The following is a 19788-nucleotide window of genomic DNA, read 5'->3' on the forward strand; positions in this document are numbered from 1 at the left end:
CACTACCAGACTGAGCATCCCGTATCTGGCACCCAACCCTGCATATGTGCGTCAGGCTGCGGCCCCCGCCGCCTCCAGGATCAGCCGGCTGATTTCGTCAGGATGAGAGATCAGCGAGAGATGGCTGGCCTTCACCTCGATGGTCTTTGCCCCCATGCGCTTGGCCATGAAGCGTTCGAGATCGGGATTGATCGTCCTGTCCTCGGTCGAAACCGCATACCAGCTTGGCTTGGAGCGCCATGCGGCCTCCGTCGTCTTGCCTGATAGCAGCGCCTTCTGGAACGGCTGCTGCACGGCATAGAGCACCCTGGCCTTGGCTTCCGGCAGATCGCCTGCAAAATCCCTGAGAAAGGCGGCTTCGCTCAACCGGCCCTCGTCACCGTCGAAGACTATGCCCGCAGAGGCCGGCGGCGCCGGATAGGTCTTGGCGAGCGCAGTATAATCTTCGCCGGCATCCGGCGCGCGAGCCGCGACATAGACCAGCGCCGAGACGTTCTGGTGAACGCCGGTCTCGGTCACGAGCATGCCGGCGAAGGAATGACCGACGAGCACGGTCGGACCGTCCTGCCGGTCAAGCACCCGCTTTACCGCTGACGCCGCTTCGGGCAGCGTCGTCAGCGGATTCTGCACCGCCGTCGCATTCAGGCCGGCCGCCTGCAGCCGTGCGATCACCTCGGTCCAGCAGGAACCGTCGGCAAATAGCCCATGCGCCAGCACGACATTGCGCGCTTTGACGGGAGCTGATGTCGCGGCCATGCCACGGCTGGAAAGAAGAGTGGCCGCAGCGCCGGCAACGAGAGCGGCCGAAAAAACCCGTCTGTTCATCATCATGATCTGGTTTCCTTAGGTGTTGGGACTGTTTGAAAGGTCGAGAACATGGGGCCGAAGCACTGATGGCACTCGGCGAAAATCGCCGCTCGATGACATTCTGATCGACACATTGTGATCGATGACATCGTGTTGGAAGCGTTCATCGTAGACGCAAGACTTCGAGAGCCTGCTTCCGCATTCTAATTCGGCTCTGTGGTGGACCGCGTATACAAAACTACCCCGACAGAGGATTTTTGTATTCCCATTCTACACAATGTCAATTATTGGATACGTAACACCTTCGTGATATGGATAACGCATACAATCGTGACGTTCCAGCTTAAAGTTGCATACAGCAAGAGGTGTGGAGATCAGCAATGGCGAATGGTTTCGAAACCGAGGATGACGATGATCGTGCCCTCCTCTCCGACCGCATCCGCAATGCGCTGACCGACGAAATTGCCGCGGGGACGCTCGTGGCAGGTGCGGCGCTCGACGAACAGCAGCTCGCCGACCGTTTCGGCGCCTCCCGCACCCCGGTGCGCGAAGCGCTGCGCCAGCTTGCGGCCGGAGGACTCGTCGAGCTTCGCGCCCGCCGCGGCGGCGTGGTGACCAGGATGACGCCGGAGCGCATCATGGATATGTTCGAGACTGTGGCCGAGATCGAAGCCGTCTGCGTCCGCCTCGCCACCTACCGCATGACGCCGCTGGAACGCAGCCGCCTTATCGAACTGCACGAGCTCTCCCGCCCGATCGTCGAGTCCGGCGATTTCGACGCCTATGACAGCTTCAACCGCCAGTTCCACCAAACCATCTATCACGCCACCCACAATGGTTTTCTAGCCGAACAGGCGATCACCATCCGCAACCGCCTGAACGCCTTCCGCCGCACGCAGCTGCGACAAGGCGAGCGGCTGAGCCGCTCCCGCGACGAACACGAAGCCATCATGCAGGCGATCGCCGAAGGCGATGGCGAAATGGCCTCGCGGCGCATGCGCGCGCACATGCTTAACGCCGCCACCTCGCTTAGCCGTTTCATCGAGGCCAACAAGCCGGCATGACTATCCCTCAGGGAATCGGGCAATGGTATTTGTAATGAGCCATCGTGGTCATCAGCTCGTCGCCGGTCGCCTCGCGCATGCCGGGATTTTCCTCCAGGAAGGTGCACAGCGTATTACCGACTGCTTCCGCCGTGGTTCCCTCGGGAATACAGACGTTGATGCCAACGGCGATCGCAAAATGCGCCGAGTTCACCATCCTGCTGGGCTTGGGAGGGGCCTCGGCAAAAATGCGCCGGGCGAGAAACTCGTCACTATTCCATTTGTCCAGCCAACCCGCTGCATAACCCACAACGAACTCCCGGGACCCGCGGCAGTCGGAATAGAGAGCCTCACCGCCGGACAATCCGGCGGGAATCTTTGCTGAAGCCGTTGCCAACAAGGTGGCGATAAGAATGCCCGACATCACGTCTCCCCAAGTCTCAATGACGCGGAGCTTCGATCGGGAAAGTGTCGGAATTTAGCTTCAAACGTGTTATCTTTGGCGCCGCGTGCATAAGTAGAATTGAACGGCGATTGGTGTGGCTTGCGAGCCCTTTGAGTGACGCCGTATGGTAAAGATGTCTCCCGCCTTCTCCCTTCATTCCTTTTGCTGGTCACAGGAATGAGGGAAGACAGGTTTGACTTTGCCCTGCACCGCGATCGCATACTCGACGTAGACTGCGGGCCCGGCTGGTTCTCGGCGGCAACGGCAGGTCCTGCTGCCTCAGGAACTGCAGCAGACGCTTGCCGCCCATTCATCCGGCATGGCTCGCCCGCTTCCGCGAAGCGATTGCCGATACCTTTCGGCAAGGCAACGGCGCTGTCGAGGTCAGCAGGCAAACCGGGGCTGTTGATTAGCCGGAAGACGGCCTAATCGGCCCGCTGACGTTTCCAGCGACGATCGCCACTTGAATGCCATCGGGCAAGGACGATGGCCTTAGCCGTCGTAATGGCCTGAAAGAGCTGCCTCCGTCGACTTCACGACCACCGCGACATTGACGCCCTTGGTGACGACTGCGCCGGTCGCGCGGAGATCGGCTACCGTTTGAAGCCCGCCGGATTTCGGAGCAGCAAGAGGTTGGACGGTCCTGCTGTCGAGATCCGCCACCCAAAGATCATCTTCGCCCTCAATGCTGATAACGACCACTCTAGCCATGCTTTCCCCCTTCCAGTGATTGATACTTAAAATCCTGCTTTCTTCAGACCTTCACGATAAAGATCTTTATGCCATTGCTCTTTACTCGGAACGGACGACAGCCACTTATCCACATCGAAGTCCGGATTGGCTTCGCGAAATCTGCGCACGAACACCCGCGCTTTGTCCTGGCGGCCCAACATTGCGCAGCTTGCGGCTGACAGCCTGTCCGCCAGGCTGGGGTCCGCCATCTGGCTGATGTAATCCAGCGAAGCTTCGAATTCGCCAAGGGCGTAGTTTGCCCCCGCCGCGGTCCAGAAGTAGGTGTCGGGAGCGAGCGGGTTCAACTCTATCGCCCGCTCGATTTTTTTGAGAGCCATGGCCGGGAGCGAGCAATGAACCAACGTATCCGCATAGTCGGCAATCACGTCGGCATAGTGCGGCGCAAGGTTCTCCGCCACTTCCATTGCCTCAGCGCTTTCATCGAACGCACCCTGCAAAAGCTTGGCCACGCCGAACTCGCGATACCCGTCGGCGAAGTCCGACCGCTTTTCGATCGCCTGCCTCGACGAGTTTTCCGCCGTTTTCAGCAATTCGATATCGCCTCGGGCGGTCAGCAGCCACTCCTTGGAATAGGTCCGCGCCACGGAGCTCAGCGCTGGCGCGAAATCGGGGCTGACGCTAAGCGCGGCTTTCATTTCCTTGCGCGCGCGCCTGAGGTTCGGAAGGGTCAGCCGCGCCAGATGCCGCCGGCCGACGAGGTAGCGATGATAAGCGACCGGGTTCAGATCTTCCCGAAGCGCTTCATGGCGCTCGATTTCGCTCGACACCGAAAGCGCGATCTGTCGGGCAACGGCTCTCCTGTCCTTCAATAGTTCCATGTGATCGAGACTGAATCTCTCGGCCCAGAGAATCTGGTTCTGGTCGAAAAAAATCAGCTGCGCGAACAAGGTCACCTCGTCGCCCACATTACTGATCCGCGTGTCTAATATGTAGTTGACCCGCTGGCGTTCGAAGAAGGCCTTCTGCGTCTCCGTATGATGGCCGATCTGAACGGCCGAATGCGGCGCTATGACTTGCAGACTGTTGAAGGCGCAGAAACCAATGGTGATGTCTTCCACCAGGGATGCGGCGAGAAAACCCGCCTCGGGCCGGCTTGATTGATTCCTCGGAAGAAGCAGCACCAGGCGCGGGATTTCGAGCCGGGTCGTTTCGGCTTCCAGGGAAAGGCCGGCTTCAAGCCTTTCTTTCGGAGGCGCTGCGGGATGCAGGGATCGTCCGTCATTGCCAACCGAGCCATCGCGCACTGCGATTCCGCGCAGAATGGAATTATGCCGTTTCTCGAAATGGTTCCGAAGGAGCTCGACCTCTTCCTCCGCCTGGAAGATCGGTATGAGCATCTTCAGCGTCTCCGGATCCTTAGGTTCCGTCTGAAACAGGATAACCGCCGCATTCTTCAGGAGTTCGGATTCCTTGCGCGAGCGCGCCAGCCCGGATGCTGCTCTCAACGTATGGACGAGAATCTCGATATGGCTGCTTTCCCGCTCCGCGAGCCAGCGTTGAAACTCGCGGCTATGGCAGTTGACGGGCCCTAAGAAGGGCTGGTTCATGAGCCTCACGACATGCTCCAGCCGAAGGAGCGGCTCGGCGTCCGCCTCCTTGCCTGGCAGCAGAAGATCGGAAGAAAGAGAGCTCCGCTCCAGCGAGACAAGATTGCCATGCAGCGAAATCAGAGCCACGCCGAGCTCGGCCTGACGGGCATTGATCCTCGAAATCACCTTTCGCAAGGTCGAAAGCGCCACGCCCTTGTCAGCCTCGCCCCAGAGGAAACGAGCCAAGGTCGATCGATCCGCTGACCCTTGATCGGCGGTCAACAAATAGGCAAGAAGCAGAAGCCCCTTCTCCGGGAAGGCGACCACGTTTCCGCCTCGGTCGACAAGCTGCAAGCTGCCGAAAGTCTTCAGAACGAAAGTCATTTTGCGTTTAAGTCACCACGTGATGCAATACGCGTGAAACCGGATGCGCGATCTGCAACAAAGAAGACGCCAAGTCTATGCGGCCGGCACTCTGTCTTAACCTCCTCAGAAATTCAACAAACTTGTGCCTTGCAAACTTTGCTTTATCTTCAACTGAAGTTTCCGATGTCCGTCACCGTCCGCTTTAGCGGCCCCCGCAGATGGAGCGCCGCTGCCTTCGTCTAGGCTCGCAGGTGGAGAAATGGCCGTGCCATCTCGCCAGGACTGAGCGATCGTCAGACCTTCTCTTTCTTCCTGGTCTTTTCCTTGGGTTCCACCGGCGCATCGGGCGTCGGCGCCAAAAGATTGCGCAGCGATGCGATCTTGTCCTTTACCAGCGGCCGGAAGCGCGTCGCGCGATAGGGCATATCGGCCGCGCCGTAGCCCTCCGGCCCGTCATCGTTGCCGCGATGAATCTCCGCAAGCTTCACGCCGATGAAGGTGCCGTCGACATAATGCGTATATTCGCCGACCCAGCGGATCGTGTAGATCTCGCCCTTGCGGATGAGCTGGTCGATGCTGACATGCTTGAAAGTATCGTTGATGCAGACGACCTTCTGGCCGACATGGAACTCATAGCTCATGGATCAAACTCGCTAACGGCAATTCGCCTCGCCGCTCTATAGCGCGCCCAGGCGCCGGGATGAACCCCTTTCTGGAGTTGGCGGGCTTGCTTGGACGACCTGGGTCAGTTGCAATAGACCCTGCCGCTCTTGCGGGAGCGCAGATCGAAGTGGAAATGGTTCCAGTGTTCCGGGTTGCTGCCCGGTCCGAGCACCGTATTGAAATAGCGGCAGCTGTCGCTGCGAACGGCTTTCAAGAGCCGGCCCTCGCGGAAGGAGAAGAGCCCCTTCTTGCGCACGTCGATCGCGTGACCGTTCTTCAGCACGAATTTGCCGACATCGATGGCGTTGCCGCGGGCATGTTCCGACATCGGATTATATCTCTGCCGGCTGTTGTTCATACGACGGCAGGAATAGCCACCGAGCGGCTGGATCGTCCTGATGCCGCTCCAGTAGCGATAGCGGGCTGACGGCGCCAGCTCGTTCTTCACCCATTTTGCGAAGGCAAGCGTCACCTGGCAGTTCAGCGTCACCGCCGGCTTCACGCCGATATTGCCGGAGAGCCCCCTTAGTGAAACCGGATAAGGCACCTGGCAGGCCGGCCCTTGCGAGATCGGCGGCTTCTCATCGAAGAGCACGCCCATGCGCTTCAGCTCGCGTCGGCAGGCGAGCTCGGAAGCCGGCATGACGCTCGGGTCAACAGGTGCTGCGGGCTGGCTCATCATCGGATTGTTCGGCCGGAGCATCGCCATTTCCTCGGCCTCGTCCTCTTCAGGAACACGGGTCGGGGCCACGACGGGGCTGCCATCACTCCAGGTCGGCGCCCGGCTCATCTGCGCTTGTGCTGCCGGCAGCGGAATCGCCTGCGGCGCGGGCTGGTTCAGCTGGGTCGGTGTGTCGGTGCCGATGCCGTCGACGACGGGCTCGGTGGCGTTGCCTTCGGCGATTTGCTGTTGTTGCTCCTGCGCCAAACCGACGACCGGCTCGGCCCCGAGCTCGTCATCCATGTTGACGCCGCCGGAGGGGATGGCAAGGTTCTGCGTGCCGCCCCAATTCTCGGTCTGCTGGCCTGCCGCCATCGCTTCGTCGCTGTCGATCATCGGCAGCCGGCCGGACCGCCTGCCCGGCGCGGCGCGCGCAGCTTGGCCACTTCCGGCAAGGTTCGGCGTATCGAGATAATCAACGGATCCCTGGCTGCTGCCGACAGGCGCACCGGAAACGGGATAGGAGGCCTGACTCTCCACCGGCGGCATGCGCACTGCAGGCGCCATACGCGCGGCCGGCGCCCGCGCCGGCGAGATCGAACTGACCCTGGTGCCGTTGTCGACATTGGCCGGCGGCGTGAGCCCGTCACTGATCGAACAGGTCGTCAGCGCCGCCGAGAGCAGCACGGGCAGGAAGGCTCGCCGAGGAAAGGAAACAAACGCCATACTCTAATCGCTTCCATAGGCCGGCCGCAGAGTGACCGAAAAAACTCGGTCCAATTTTAATTAAAAACGGTGAATGAAAACTTACCGGCACAATCTGAAGGCGACAAAAATGAAAAAGGCCGGTCGCCCGGCCTCTGATTTCTGCTGCTTCTCACGCTGCCCGTGTGTATCTGGCCTCTGCCGGCCGCCCCGCCTCGCGCAAGCGGAAATTCGAAAGCAGCGCCTTCAGCTGCGTGCTCTCGTCGGCGAGCGTGCGGCTGGCCGCCGTCGTCTCCTCGACCATCGCGGCATTCTGCTGCGTCATCTGATCCATGTGATTGACGGAGCTGTTGATCTCGTTGAGCCCCGTCGATTGCTCACGCGCCGCCGTCGCGATCGAGGCGACATGATCGTTGACCTGATTGACCAGCGCCTCGATCTCGAGCAGCGCGTCGCCCGTCGAGCGCACCAGCGCAACCCCGCCCTCGACTTCCACCGCCGAACTGCTGATCAGCGCCTTGATCTCCTTGGCGGCATTGGCGGAACGCTGGGCGAGTTCGCGCACTTCCTGCGCAACGACGGCAAAGCCGCGGCCCGCCTCGCCTGCCCGCGCAGCCTCGACGCCGGCGTTCAGCGCCAGAAGATTCGTCTGGAAGGCGATCTCATCGATAACCGAGATGATCTGATTGATACGGCTCGAGGATTCCTCGATTCGGCCCATCGCGGTGACCGCGTTGCGGACGATCTCGCCGGAACGTCCGGCGCTCGCCTTCGTTTCGGCGACCATTTCGCGCGCCTCGTTCGCCCGCTCGGATGCGGTCTTGACAGTCGCCGTGATTTCATCGAGCGCAGCCGCCGTTTCTTCGAGTGCGGCCGCCTGCTGTTCCGTACGCTTGGACAGATTGCTCGTCGCGTCGCTGATGTCGGACGCGCTGTCGTTGACGACACGGCTCGATTCTGCGATCGCATGGATCACACCATTCAGCGCATCGACAGCGGCGTTGAAGTCGCTCCGCAGCTTCCCATACTCCTCACCGATATCGCCGATTGAAACCGTCAGGTCACCGCCCGCCAGCTTCTCCAAGCCGACGCCGAGCGCCTGCATCGCGTGGGTCTGACGGTCCGACACGGAGCGCAGGCTCGCCTCGTTGCCGCGGCGCTCTTCTTCGATCTGCTGCTGTCTCTCGTCTTCCCGTGCACGCAACGCACTGCGCTCGTCGACAGAGTCACGCAGCACCAGCAGCACCTTGGCCATTTGCCCGACCTCGTCGCGATACTCGCTTCCGGCAATCTCCACCGAAGCCTCTTCGGCGGCAATCGCATGCATCGCTTTCTTCAGCCGGGCAATCGGCGCCGTCACGCTGCGCACGATGGCAAAGGCGATCGCGATTGTCGCTGCGGCGCCGATCAGGCAAGCCATAGCGGCCCAGATCACATTGTGACGATAGAGCGCTGCGAGGTCGTCCCCATAGACACCAGTTCCGACGATCCAGCCCCACGGCTCGAAACTGGCGACATAGGAATACTTCAGCACCGGCTCGTCAGCGCCCGGCTTCGGCCAGTAATAATCGACGAAGCCCTTGCCGTCCTTCTTCACCTTGTTGACGAACTCGACGAACAGGAACTTGCCTGAGGGGTCCTTCATCTGGGAGATATCGGTGCCGTTCAGCGCAGGCTTGATCGGGTGCATCACCATCTTGGGATGCATGTCGTTTATCCAGAAATAGCCGTCGGCGCCGTAGCGCATGGCGCCGATCACGTCCTTGGCGGCCGCCTGCGCCTGCTCGCGGGTCATCGTGCCCGCCTGTTCCATCTTGTAATATTTGTCGAAGATGCCGAGCGCCGTCGCATCCAGCTGCGCCAGCCCTGCCTTCCGCTCCTCTTCCAGCTCCGAATAAGAGTAGTTCAGAAAGAAGACCATCGTCGCCGCCAGCACGGCAAGGGTAAATCCGACGAGGCAATAAAGGCGGGTAGAAATCTTGACGTTGCGCATGAGGTTCCCGGCGATTCTATAAGTGAGATCAGCCCCATACTGCACCACCTGAATTACTGGAGCGTAAAGCTTAATTAGCAAATACTAAAATACTGCTCGATGAAGGGAGATTGTAAAATTAACCGACTGAAATTGAACGAAATTTGGATGGAGCCCAATACCAGATTTCTTCAGCCGCTGCTTACTCCAGCTTGTCAAACAAAGTGTCGCTCCTGCCTCTGCCGTCTTTTACAGCCTTCAACCTTTCCACTAGGGTGCTCATCGATGAATCGCCCGCCCTATGACAAAGCCTGGATGGAGAGCCCTTGATGACCGACGCTGCCAAGCCGAGAGGCGAACTGACTTTGCGCACGCTCGCCATGCCAGGCGATGCCAATCCGGCCGGTGATATTTTCGGCGGCTGGGTCATGGCGCAGATGGACCTTGCATCGGGCATCCGCGCAGCCGAGCGCGCCAAGGGCCGAGTCGTCACCGCCGCCGTCAAGGAGATGGCCTTCGAGCTGCCGGTCAAGATCGGCGATACGCTGTCGGTTTACACCGACATCGAGCGTGTCGGCCGCACCTCCATCACGCTGATTGTCGAAGCATGGGCGCATCGCGCGCGTTATGCCAAGATGGAAAAGGTAACCGCCGGCACCTTCATCATGGTGGCATTGGATGAAGAGGGTAAACCCAAAGCAGTCCCTGCGGAGTGACAAACCTGAAGCCCAAGGGATAGAGGATGGAAACGGTCAGCTCTCCGGAGGTCTTCCTTCACATCAAGGTGGTGATGGGCATGGTCATCAGCCTCTCCCTTGCGAGGCTGCTCACCGGCGTTGCGGGCATTGTCCAGCATCCGGCCAAGGCGCGTGTCTATGCGGTCCATCTTGGCTGGGCGCTGTCCCTGTTCCTCTTCATCATTCATATCTGGTGGTGGGAGTACCGCCTGCAAGCTGTGCCCGCCATCGGCTTCGGCATCTATCTCTTCCTCATCTGCTTCTGCAGCCTCTTCTTCCTGCTCTGCGCCCTGCTCTTCCCGGCGAGTCTCGACGAATATGGCGGCTACGAGGAATATTTCATTTCACGGCGCAGATGGTTCTTCAGCATCCTCGGCCTGATCTATGCCGTCGATATTCTCGACACCGCGATCAAGGGGCCGGAGCGCATCCTCTCGCTCGGCTGGGAATATCCCGCCCGCAATATGATCTACATCCTCCTCTGCGCCATCGCCGCCTATACCGCCAACCGCCGCTTTCACACGACCTTCGTTATAGCGAACCTGCTCTATCAGGTCAGCTTTATCTTTCGCCTTTATGATGTATTGGAGTGAGGAGCGGTCGGGCGAAGCCCGAGCAATCGATCCAGTGAATCGATTGCAGCGACGAACGTCCTGAGCCCACGCGAAGGACTGGGCAGCGGCAGAGCAGCACGATCTCTCCTCCCTCATGCCTGTGCTTGTCACAGCCATGAGGGAGGAGAGGCTAGCGTCACCCCTCACACCTTTAAAAACTGTGACCCCTTATCAAATCCCAACCCGGGGAAAATCTTCCCCGTCAGATCATCCACACCGACATCGAACTGCCGATAAAGCATCGCCGCCGCCACCTCGCGCACGTCGGCGGTCGGCATCAGGTCACGGTCGTCGAGCAATTGCCCGTCGCCGAGCCCCGGCCACTTGCCGAGGATGCGGCCACCGTTGATCGCGCCGCCTGCTATTAGCGCGCAGCCGCCGGTACCGTGGTCGGTGCCGCCGGAACCGTTCTGGCGGATGGTGCGGCCGAATTCTGTCATGGCGAGCACCACGGTCTTACCCCAGACATTCGGCCCGAGCACCGTCTTCAACGTATTGATCGCCTGGGCGAGATCCTGCGCCGGCCGCTTGAACTGGCCGACCTGGCCAATATGCGTGTCCCAGCCCGTGATCGAGAAACTGGCGATGCGGTAGTCGCCCTTCAGCATCTTGGCTGCGAGCGCAGCGACGTCGGCGATCTTTTCGCCATGCTGGCCATCCGGCTCGACCATCATCGAGGCGGTGTCGGCCCGCGTCGCCTCGGCAAGGGCTGCGGCAAAGGGCGGATCGCCGGCATAGAGCCGCGCCAGGAACTGCATCTCGTCACGCGCCGGCGCCAGGTTGGAATCCGACGCCCAGACGTCGACATTGTTCGGTCCGGAGAGAATGAGTTCTGTCGATGTATTAACGTCGATCGCCTTGCGGGCATCCGACCGCGGAATGACGGCGAGCGCCCGGTTCAGCCAGCCGGTCTTCTCCTCGGCAACATGTTCGCCGCCGGATTCCAGCATGTCCTGTCCGTCGAAATGGCTGCGCTGGTCGCGATAGGGCGTGGAGACCGCATTTACGAAGGCGAGCTCTCGGCTCTTCCAAAGCGGCATCAGTTCGGCGGCGGCGGGATTGAGGCCGAAATGCCCGTCAAGATCGAGAAGCCCGGTATCCGGCGTCAGCGCCAGGGTCGGCCTGAGCGCTGCAAAACCGGAATCGCCGTAAGGCTGCACCAGGTCGAGCCCGTCCATCGCGCCGCGCAGCACGATAGTGACGAAACGACTATCGCCCGGCATCGCCGCGAAAGTGACAGGCGTGAAGACGGGGGCAGCGGCAAGACAGCAGGCCGACGTCAGAAAGCCGCGGCGGGAAAGCAAAATCCGGTTCATTGCGAGCCTCCTATCGGCGGTTGAATTCCGGCGATGCCAGCACCAGCGTCAGGCCGCTGATCTTGTTCGGAGCCTGCGACACCACGCGCATCGTCTCGTCGCGCGCGGCATCGGCAAGCGTCGATCTCAGGAACGCGCGTGGATCGTCATCGCGGCCGAACTGCGCCGCAGCCCGCCTCGCCCAAGCCAGGCGTTCGGCGATCTGGCCGCCGGTGATCCAGGCGGAAAAGCCTTCCTCGAAACCGGCCGGGCTCGGCGGCTGCCAGGTCGGCTGACCCATGCGCCTCAGCGCCCCTTGTCCCAACGCCCGCGCCGTCCGAAAGGACTTGAGCCGCTTCTCCCTCGCCTCGCCAGCAGGATCCGTCGTCACCGGCGACCCCGCCAGGCCAGGCGTATTCGCCGCCATGTCGCCCTCATCTGTGCCCTGCTGGTTGGCGGCCAGGAAGCTGCCGACGACACCGTTGACCGGGCCTGCATTCAGTGCCCTCAGACCCGCGACGACATAGTCGAACGGCTGGCGCGCCTTGGCGCCTTCGTTCTGCCAGGCAGCGGGATGGTCGAGCATGGCGGTGTAGACGGTGGTGAGATCGCCATCCGTCTTCTTCCAGGCCGCTTCCATATCCGAGACCATCCGCTCGTCGGGCTGATCGGAGACGAAGTGAATTGCGAGCTTGCGGCTGATATGCGCCGCTGTCTTCGGATGGACCGAAAGGTCGTCGAGCATGTCGAGATAATCGTCGCGCGAGCGCCGGCGCCCACCGTAGCTGACACCAAGCACCTCATGCGCACCGGGTTCGGAAATATTCGGCCGGAAGGCGATGTCCATCTCCTTACGGTCGATTGTGAGCCCCGTGAGCACCATGGCCGCAGCGGTGACATCCGCCTGTGTGTAGGCGCTGCCGGCGCCTAGCGTGTGCAGTTCCAAGAGTTCGCGGCCGAGATTTTCGTTCAGCCCATTGTTGCGCTTGATGCCGCCGGCCGATTCGGGCCCGAGCGAATCCGCCTGGTCGAGATAGATCAACATGGCGGGATGCGCGATGGCGCTGCGCAGGAGATCGCCGAACCTGCCCGATATGAACGGCCGGATCGCCTCGGCCTCGTAGAGCGGCACGATAAGGCGCATCGGCAGGCTCTTGCTGGCGCTGGTGGAGAAATGATCGGTCCAGAAGGTCGAGAGCCGTTCGTAAAAGCCGTAGGGCGAAAGCACCGCCTGCATCAGCCGCAGATTCACATCGTGCTGGAACTGCTGCTGCGCCTGGCGCTGCACGGCTTTGCGCATCTCGCGCCGCGTCGGATCGTCCGTTACCGTCTTGGCATCTTCCCGGATCTGCTTCAACTGCGCCTGCAGGCTTAGGATCGCCCGGTGGCGCATGTCGGGGCCGCCGAGCGGAAAATCCGGTGTCGCCGACGCCCCTTTGGACAGCTGCCCGATCAGCTCATCCTTGCTTCGGGGCGCCGCCTCCCCCGGTCGAAAACCATAGCCGAACCGGATCGCCGCCATCGTCGGGAAAGAGAGGCTCATAGCCGATCACTCCTGATCACTTGATGGTGACAGGCTGACAGCCGATTGCGACGGGAATCTGTGGGAAATGCGGCGATATCGCGACATGGACGATTTGTAATTTACTGAAAAGGTTCGGTTTTACCGCTAAAGACGGAGGATGCTCGATTGCTGAGATCCAAACCCTTCCGGCTCTAGGCCGCCAAAATGGTGCAGAGTTAGAAGCCACGACAGCAATTCGAAAAGAAAGGCCGGCAACACCTGCCGCCAGCCTCTTTGACCGACGGTAGCGCTAGATCCGCATGAAACGCGCCGATGGCGAGCGGCACCGGCCCCGGCGCATAGACCCGGAGCGGCGCAACGGGCACGGCGATCAGCGCGACCATAACAATCGCCCGCTCATGGCCTTGGCGCACCTGACTAAATCACTTTGCCCCGGCACGCCCACGCCACCGACGCGAACGACCGCGGCCCATCGGGCTCGCCGGCCTCGTAAGCCGACCTGACGGCAGCATCAACCGCCCTGCGCTTCGTTGGCTCCAGCCCTGCCACATACCTGCCGAGCGGACCCTCGCCGGCTGCGATCGGTTCCCAATAGTCGTCGAAGGAATGATATTCCATCCGCACCAGGAGCGAGGTTTCCTCGACATCGGAAAGGCCCTGCGCGACGAAGGTCCGTTTCATTTCCCTCGGCCGCATCATCGGCTGGAAACAATATCTGCGGCGCAGCGGCAGCGCGTCGTCGTCGAGCATGACGGCCGTATCCCACATCATCCGCATGCCCGACATACCGCCGTAATGGTCCCAGACGGCGGCGGCGACCACGCCGCCGGGTCGGACGACGCGGGCCATCTCGGACACCGCCTTGCCCGTCTCCGGCACGAAGTGCAGCACCAGCAGCGACATCGCCCTGTCGAAACGGTCGTTCTCGAAAGGCAAGGCGCAGGCGTCCGCCTGTTGGATTGATATGCGTGGATCGGTATTGGCCCGCTTCGCCGCCTCGACGAAAACAGGCGAATAATCGATGGCGGCGATCTCCCGCGGGCCGGGCGTTTGCGCAAGCGTAAAAGCCAGGCTGCCGGTGCCGCAGCCGACATCGAGCACGCGATCGCCATCCTCCAGCCCAGTAAACTCGATGAGCATCGGAGCCAGCTTCCGGCTCCACCGGCCCATCAACCGCTCATAACCATCCGCACTTTCGACGTGGAAACTCGACGGCATGGAAGCCTCCCCAAGGAAGATGGCTCATTATGAACCCGCCGTCGGCGGCCGCAAGCGGATAGTCGCTGTCGGCTGCAGGATCTTTCCCTCCCTCATCCTCGGCCCCGCGCCGAGGATCTGCCGCCCGTCAACTGCCGGGAGCGCGTCATGCACGTCGTCTACCCAGCAGCCGCCACCTGTCGCCCCTGGTCAAGGCCTTCATCGAACTGGCCACTACGTGGCTGAACGCGGGACGAGGCCTCGCAGTGGTATTGCGATAAATCCGCACCACTTCCTTCACTGAACGAGAAAATCCGGTCCGGTGCTCCGCGACGTCAGCTTGAGCCGACGACTTTGAGGTTGACTTGTCGGCCCGACGCTTGGTCCTTGCCACCCAAAGGGTCAGAAGACAGCGTTCTTGCCTTCGTAATCTCTACGCAGGGACTGCGCTCGCGAAAGCGCGCTGGCGATCCTCTCGTCGGTGAAGGGCTTGGCGATCACATCGAGAGCGCCTTCGATGCCGTTTCCGACGCTTTCCGGACTGCCGGTGACGAAGATCACGTCGACGCCGTGGCGATCGATCAGCCGGCGCGCGAGCTGCGCGCCGCTCAAGCCGTCGGCAAGGCCGAGATCGACCAGTGCGACATCGCTTCTCTGAGCATAGGCGAGCGCCTGCTCGATTGTCGAAACCGGCCCGACAGTCTGGTGGCCAGCATCCTGCGCGATGCGCTCGAGTTCCATGGCAATGATGTTCTCGTCTTCAACGATCAGGACTTTCATGGATCTTCCTCCTCCCATGGGCAAGCGGGCCGCCGGGCACACCGACGGCAACCGCTACAACGCAACTTGCCCTCGAAAGTTTCCGAGGTAAAAGGAATGCGTGTCGAAATGATAACTGATTTCCTCGTGTCATCGGCGCTACCGTTCGATGCTGCCATTGCGCCGGATCTTCCGTTGCAGGAGCAGGATGCCATAGAGCAGCGCTTCGGCCGTCGGCGGACAGCCGGGAACATAGATGTCGACCGGCACCACGCGGTCGCAGCCGCGCACGACGGAATAGGAATAATGGTAGTAGCCGCCGCCATTGGCGCAGGAGCCCATGGAGATGACGTAGCGCGGTTCCGGCATCTGGTCATAGACCTTGCGCAGCGCAGGCGCCATCTTGTTGCACAGTGTGCCCGCGACGATCATCAGGTCCGACTGCCTTGGGCTTCCGCGCGGGGCGACGCCGAAGCGCTCGACATCGTAGCGCGGCATGGACATCTGCATCATTTCGATGGCGCAGCAGGCAAGGCCGAAGGTCATCCACATCAGCGAGCCCGTGCGCGCCCAGGTGATGAGTTCGTCGGTGCTGGTGACGAGAAAACCCTTGTCGGCAAGCTCGGCATTGATGGTGCCCATCATCGGGTCGCCCTGCCACTGTTCGCCAGGGAACTGGAAATTGCCGGGCGTCGGCTGCGGTTGCGTGAAGCGCGGCATCGTCTTCTCCTGTAAGCCGACCTCAAACACAGTCCAGACGACAAAGTTCCAGCGGCGGCCGCCTGGTACGATAACGGACTCGCGTTTCCTGGTATGTGTTCTAGGATGCGGCGCTCACGGTGAAGGGATCGCCCCACCAGATCTAGTCCTTGTCCAGGAACCAGTTGATGGCGGCGTCGCTCCGGCATCGGGAAAGCGGCAGTTTCCGAACGGAATGAATGCGGCTGATCCCTCCCTCGCCAGCCGCAGCGTTTTCGGCATGCGCCGCGCCAGGCGCGGGAAGCAACATCAAAACAGCGCGTGCAGTCTGGTCATCAGCCCCTCAGCGTTGCCGGGCACTATGCATGGGCAGTGGCCGGCAAGGCAACCGGAGTCATTTCAGATCCGCTGACCTCTCTCCATCGTCACGCCAACTCTCCAGTCCAGCACGCTCGGCTAGGCTCAGGATCGCGCCTTTGCGCTTTCCTCCCGGAACGCCGCCTCGCCGGCGTCGGAGACCTCGACCCACTTCTTGTCGGGCTCGGCGTCGGCAACGTAACTGTCGTGCCAGTTCCACCATTTGTAGGTAGCCGTCTGCGGATAGCCCGCAGGCGAATCTTCCCAGACTTCCTGGCGTCCGAGCGGCGTGATGTCGAGATAGTTCCAGGTGCCGCCCATCTGCTCGTCGCCTCGGTTGTTGACGAAATAGGTGCGGAAGATGCGCTCGCCGTCGCGGTAGAAGACATTGGTGCCGTGCCATTCGTCGACACCGAAATCCTTATCGAAATCGTCGGTGATTGTCACCCACGGCATCGTCCAGCCCATCTGCTCCTTCAGCCTCGCTATGTCGGCTTGCGGCGCGCGGGAGGCGAAGACCAGAGTCGTATCGCGGGCGTTGAGATGGGCGACATGGGCGACCTGATCGGCCACCATCGAGCAACCGCGGCAGGCATGCTCCGGCCAGCCGAAGACCCCAGGTTCGAAAAAGGCGCGATAGACGATAAGCTGGTGCCGGCCTTCGAACAGGTCGTGAAGGCTGACCCTGCCCTGCGGCGCTTCGAAAGCATATCGCCTTTCGACAGCCATCCACGGCATCCGCCGCCGCTCGGCGGCGAGCGCGTCGCGGGCACGCGTATGCGCCTTTTCCTTCGCGAGAAGCTGCCTGTGAGCCGCGTCCCAAGCCTCCTGAGACACGACAGGCGGCCTCTGCATGGCCTGTCCGCTCTTTCCATTCCCGGCAGTTGCAGTCATCGCTTGAATCTCCTCATTGGCGCGAGTTCCCGCGCCTCCTGTTCGAAAGCCGATGCATCGTGCATCGGTCCGACGTAGTTTCGCATCGGACATCGAACAGTGGGAGTAACAACTGTGTCTGTTATCCCACGGCCAACGCAGTTGGTCCGTAGGCCAACGCAGTCGGCCCGTAGGCCGACGCAACGGCTCCGCCCGTGGCTATGAAACCTCCTCAACCAACACAACAGTTGCCAAAACCCACTTAGTGACGGAAGCTTCACCACGGCCATTGGATCTTGTGACATGACGACAGAATTCACCTTCACAGAGCAGGCAAGGCACGGCAGCGCCAGGATCTGCCGCGGCTGCTGGGATCAGATGCATATGCCGATCCCGATCGGCGGCCCGCTCGCGCTCCCCTTCCGCGCCCTCGGCATCACCCGCAGCAAGATGAATCCCGATATCTGCACGATCTGCGAGCGCTCCTTCCAATATGTGAAGAAGCAGCGCCAGATCACCGTCGACGCCACCATCCTGTTCGCCGACATCAGGGGCTTTACCGATCTTTCCGAGCGCATCGAGGCGATACGCTTGAGTGAAATCGTCAGCCTGTTCCAGGATCGCTGCGCCCAGGCGATCTGGGCGCATGACGGAATTGTCAACAAGCAGATGGGCGACGGCCTGATGGCGATCTTCAATTTCCCGATCATTCGCAAGGATCACGCCAGTGCGGCGATCGGCGCCGCCAGAGAGATCCAGTGGAACTGCGCTGCGGCGCTAGGCGGGCTGGCGCTTGACTCCCTGCCAGGCCGCACCCTGGGCGTCGGCGTCGGCATCCATTCCGGCGAGGTCCAGATCGGCGAATTCTCGAGCTTCCGCAGCGATTTCACCGCGATCGGCGGCGTCGTCAACCAGGCCGCAAGGCTCGAATCCCAGGCGGCTGCCGGCGAGATCCTGATCTCGGCCGAAACAGCCGCGAAGGCTCCCGAACTCGCGGCAGACGCCGAAACGCGAATGCTGACGCTGAAGGGCATCGAACAGCCGGTGCAGGCAAGCGTTCTGGTCAAGCGCTGAGTGACGGCGATCGCGGCCTTCTCAAAGGATCATCCCGCCGCCGATCGGCGTAGCATTGATCTTCGTCTTCAGGAAACCGCCGGGCGGGCCTAACCGCTTCGGCGGCCTGCCACAGGCCATGGGTTTCGGCCAGGCGATTGGAAGCTATTTCAAGAACTACGTGAATTTCAGCGGCAGAGCGGGCCGATCGGAATTCTGGTACCCGACGCTCTTCGTCTTTCTCGTCGCCATCGGTTTGTATGTCGTGGATCGGAGCGGAACCTTGAACCTGATCTGGTGGCTGGCTACGTTTCTTCCGTCGATCGCCATGGCCGCCCGACGCCTTCACGACAGCAACCGCAGCGGATGGTGGCAGCTTCTTGCACTGTTATTTCCCATTGGATCGGTTGTCGTCCTCGCATGGTACTGCAGGGCGTCGACAGTGGAGGACTCCAGAGAAGCCGTCTTCGCTTAAGCAAATGTGAGAATGGATCTCGCGGGCAAAAGCGCTGCCTTCGCTGACACGGCCTATCCGTTGCGCAGAGTGCGGAATGCGCAGTCCGCTTCCAACGCCAAGCATTTCCTGAGCGTAGACCGGTGCCCTGACTCGATCTCAATGCAATCAGCCGGGCAGCTTGCAGCCCTTGCTCATGCCGGCGGACTGCATAGCCGAGACCTTGCCTTTGGACGCTGCAATTTCCCCTTCCTTGTCTCCGCCGGCGACGCTGCCGATTGGAACGCCGACGAGGAAGACGCCGAACGCATCGCCGTTCGCTGCGCTGATCTGCTGCTTGGAGAGATCGTCGAGCTTGGCCTTCTCTTTCTTGAGCTCGACGGCGAGCGCCTCGCAGCTGAGGTTGGTATAGGCGGCCATCGGTATATCAACCTGTACGATGGCGTCAGGACGTTTGGCGCAGCCGGCCAGTGCCGCGACCGCCACGAGTACAATAATAATCTTTTTCATGAATGGTCCCCAGTTCCCGCGGCAGCTGTAACATTGCCGCCCGCATTGCGGGAGATCAGTAAGTCTTCAACCACAGACTTTTATCCGCGGGGCATGCATTGCCGGAGATGGATCAAGGCTGCGGACCATGCTTTTAAGGAATCGATGGCTCGCGCGCCCTAAGCTCGCTGCCGATCGACCATTTCGATGGATTGGACACGTCCAGTGATATTCCTTCCGACGGCCGCTGTGTGAGGGATCGCTGGTTTTGACGGCGCCCGGACGGTAGCTGGCGAGGCCGGCAAATGTCCCGCGTCTGCCTAGTACTTCATGTTCCGCAGTTCCGGAAAATCATAGTACCGCAGTCGCTTATCGTGGCAGCGATCATCGTTCCTTCTTAGGTGCAGTATCATGTCGTGTTGCAAGCCCAGGCCGATATAGGACCAGTTCGGGTTGCTGCGTTCCGTCGTGCGCGTGCAATAGGCATACATCTGCTTTTCCGGATTAAGCAGAACCACGCTGGAAATCTCGGCCTTTACGAAGTTCCCCGGCTTAATCGTTCCCCGCAGAGCGTCGACGTACTCGTGTCGGACGGAGCTGGACGGCGGGCGCTGCGAATCTGCTACTGATTGCGGTGCCGGAGCTTGGCAGCCCGCCTGAGCCATCAGGGCAGCGTAAGCAAGGGATCTAAACTTCATTCAGTTGATCTCGCTTTATCAATGGTCGACAGATGGGATTTAAAGAAGCTGGTATAAGCCTGTGCTTCGCGGCTCCACCCTCTCAGGCCGCGCA

Annotated in this window: 20 protein-coding genes and 2 pseudogenes; 7 read left to right on the top strand and 15 right to left on the bottom strand. The window is 61.1% G+C overall.

The genetic code is table 11. The features are described 5' to 3' along the window. Positions 1–51 precede the first annotated feature (51 nt). Complete coding sequence (locus J2J98_RS12760; RefSeq protein WP_064712750.1) at positions 52–831, bottom strand: alpha/beta fold hydrolase; 780 nt, start codon at positions 829–831, stop codon at positions 52–54. A gap of 356 nt (positions 832–1187) precedes the next feature. Between J2J98_RS12760 and J2J98_RS12765 the strand changes: the two genes are divergently transcribed. Continuing rightward, complete coding sequence (locus J2J98_RS12765; RefSeq protein ID WP_064712751.1) at positions 1188–1871, top strand: GntR family transcriptional regulator; 684 nt, start codon at positions 1188–1190, stop codon at positions 1869–1871. Positions 1872–1878: 7 nt separating this feature from the next. Here the strand turns inward: J2J98_RS12765 and J2J98_RS12770 are convergent, their stop codons facing one another. The 6 genes from J2J98_RS12770 to J2J98_RS12795 all read right to left on the bottom strand — a co-directional run bounded on the left by J2J98_RS12770 (position 1879) and on the right by J2J98_RS12795 (position 8965). Then, positions 1879–2274 carry a hypothetical protein gene (locus tag J2J98_RS12770; protein WP_064712752.1) on the bottom strand — a complete coding sequence of 132 codons (396 nt, stop codon included), beginning with the start codon at positions 2272–2274 and terminating at the stop codon, positions 1879–1881. 513 nt (positions 2275–2787) lie between these two features. Then, positions 2788–3006 carry a hypothetical protein gene (locus J2J98_RS12775; RefSeq protein WP_064712753.1) on the bottom strand — a complete coding sequence of 73 codons (219 nt, stop codon included), beginning with the start codon at positions 3004–3006 and terminating at the stop codon, positions 2788–2790. Between the two features lie 26 nt (positions 3007–3032). Beyond that, entirely contained in the window at positions 3033–4961 is a 1929-nt protein-coding gene (locus tag J2J98_RS12780) for a hypothetical protein (RefSeq protein WP_064712754.1), read from the bottom strand. Positions 4962–5236: 275 nt separating this feature from the next. Further along, a complete protein-coding gene (locus tag J2J98_RS12785) occupies positions 5237–5584 on the bottom strand; it encodes a CAP-Gly domain-containing protein (RefSeq protein ID WP_207601228.1) in 348 nt (115 codons plus the stop codon). 104 nt (positions 5585–5688) lie between these two features. Then, complete coding sequence (locus tag J2J98_RS12790) at positions 5689–6993, bottom strand: extensin-like domain-containing protein (protein ID WP_207601229.1); 1305 nt, start codon at positions 6991–6993, stop codon at positions 5689–5691. 151 nt (positions 6994–7144) lie between these two features. Continuing rightward, positions 7145–8965 (bottom strand): methyl-accepting chemotaxis protein, encoded by a 1821-nt coding sequence (locus J2J98_RS12795; protein ID WP_207601230.1) that lies wholly within the window; start codon positions 8963–8965, stop codon positions 7145–7147. Positions 8966–9273: 308 nt separating this feature from the next. Between J2J98_RS12795 and J2J98_RS12800 the strand changes: the two genes are divergently transcribed. Continuing rightward, positions 9274–9660 carry an acyl-CoA thioesterase gene (locus J2J98_RS12800; protein ID WP_064682465.1) on the top strand — a complete coding sequence of 129 codons (387 nt, stop codon included), beginning with the start codon at positions 9274–9276 and terminating at the stop codon, positions 9658–9660. A 26-nt stretch (positions 9661–9686) separates the two neighbouring features. Next, positions 9687–10274 (top strand): hypothetical protein, encoded by a 588-nt coding sequence (locus tag J2J98_RS12805; RefSeq protein WP_207601231.1) that lies wholly within the window; start codon positions 9687–9689, stop codon positions 10272–10274. 164 nt (positions 10275–10438) lie between these two features. On the opposite strand, the gene J2J98_RS12810 is transcribed toward J2J98_RS12805, so the two are convergent. From J2J98_RS12810 to J2J98_RS12820, 3 genes are all read right to left on the bottom strand, one after another. Beyond that, the gene (locus J2J98_RS12810; protein ID WP_207601232.1) at positions 10439–11611 is read right to left on the bottom strand and encodes a DUF1501 domain-containing protein; all 1173 of its coding nucleotides are present in this window, start codon (positions 11609–11611) and stop codon (positions 10439–10441) included. Positions 11612–11621: 10 nt separating this feature from the next. After that, positions 11622–13133 (bottom strand): DUF1800 domain-containing protein, encoded by a 1512-nt coding sequence (locus tag J2J98_RS12815; protein WP_207601233.1) that lies wholly within the window; start codon positions 13131–13133, stop codon positions 11622–11624. A 399-nt stretch (positions 13134–13532) separates the two neighbouring features. Continuing rightward, positions 13533–14333 carry a class I SAM-dependent methyltransferase gene (locus tag J2J98_RS12820; RefSeq protein WP_207601234.1) on the bottom strand — a complete coding sequence of 267 codons (801 nt, stop codon included), beginning with the start codon at positions 14331–14333 and terminating at the stop codon, positions 13533–13535. 161 nt (positions 14334–14494) lie between these two features. Between J2J98_RS12820 and J2J98_RS30855 the strand changes: the two are divergent. Continuing rightward, positions 14495–14593, top strand: a pseudogene (locus J2J98_RS30855) (LysR family transcriptional regulator); the annotation flags it as partial. Between the two features lie 121 nt (positions 14594–14714). Here the strand turns inward: J2J98_RS30855 and J2J98_RS12825 are convergent. The 3 genes from J2J98_RS12825 to J2J98_RS12835 all read right to left on the bottom strand — a co-directional run bounded on the left by J2J98_RS12825 (position 14715) and on the right by J2J98_RS12835 (position 17021). Further along, the gene (locus tag J2J98_RS12825) at positions 14715–15092 is read right to left on the bottom strand and encodes a response regulator (protein WP_064705342.1); all 378 of its coding nucleotides are present in this window, start codon (positions 15090–15092) and stop codon (positions 14715–14717) included. Between the two features lie 138 nt (positions 15093–15230). Then, the gene (locus J2J98_RS12830; protein ID WP_064705343.1) at positions 15231–15791 is read right to left on the bottom strand and encodes a NuoB/complex I 20 kDa subunit family protein; all 561 of its coding nucleotides are present in this window, start codon (positions 15789–15791) and stop codon (positions 15231–15233) included. Between the two features lie 441 nt (positions 15792–16232). Continuing rightward, complete coding sequence (locus J2J98_RS12835) at positions 16233–17021, bottom strand: DUF899 domain-containing protein (RefSeq protein ID WP_207601235.1); 789 nt, start codon at positions 17019–17021, stop codon at positions 16233–16235. A 282-nt stretch (positions 17022–17303) separates the two neighbouring features. Here J2J98_RS12835 and J2J98_RS12840 point away from each other — a divergent pair, with 282 nt between their 5' ends. Continuing rightward, positions 17304–18074: an adenylate/guanylate cyclase domain-containing protein gene (locus tag J2J98_RS12840; protein ID WP_207601236.1), complete on the top strand. Its 771-nt coding sequence runs from the start codon at positions 17304–17306 to the stop codon at positions 18072–18074. A gap of 28 nt (positions 18075–18102) precedes the next feature. After that, a complete protein-coding gene (locus tag J2J98_RS12845; protein WP_207603123.1) occupies positions 18103–18528 on the top strand; it encodes a DUF805 domain-containing protein in 426 nt (141 codons plus the stop codon). A gap of 147 nt (positions 18529–18675) precedes the next feature. Here the strand turns inward: J2J98_RS12845 and J2J98_RS12850 are convergent, their stop codons facing one another. Then, positions 18676–19017: a lipoprotein gene (locus J2J98_RS12850; RefSeq protein WP_138393391.1), complete on the bottom strand. Its 342-nt coding sequence runs from the start codon at positions 19015–19017 to the stop codon at positions 18676–18678. 167 nt (positions 19018–19184) lie between these two features. Between J2J98_RS12850 and J2J98_RS12855 the strand changes: the two are divergent. Continuing rightward, positions 19185–19268: pseudogene (locus J2J98_RS12855) on the top strand (GFA family protein); the annotation flags it as partial. A gap of 48 nt (positions 19269–19316) precedes the next feature. Here the strand turns inward: J2J98_RS12855 and J2J98_RS12860 are convergent. Continuing rightward, complete coding sequence (locus tag J2J98_RS12860) at positions 19317–19694, bottom strand: hypothetical protein (RefSeq protein WP_207601237.1); 378 nt, start codon at positions 19692–19694, stop codon at positions 19317–19319. Positions 19695–19788: the final 94 nt, after the last annotated feature.

This window comes from Rhizobium bangladeshense (assembly GCF_017357245.1).
Lineage (GTDB): Bacteria > Pseudomonadota > Alphaproteobacteria > Rhizobiales > Rhizobiaceae > Rhizobium > Rhizobium bangladeshense.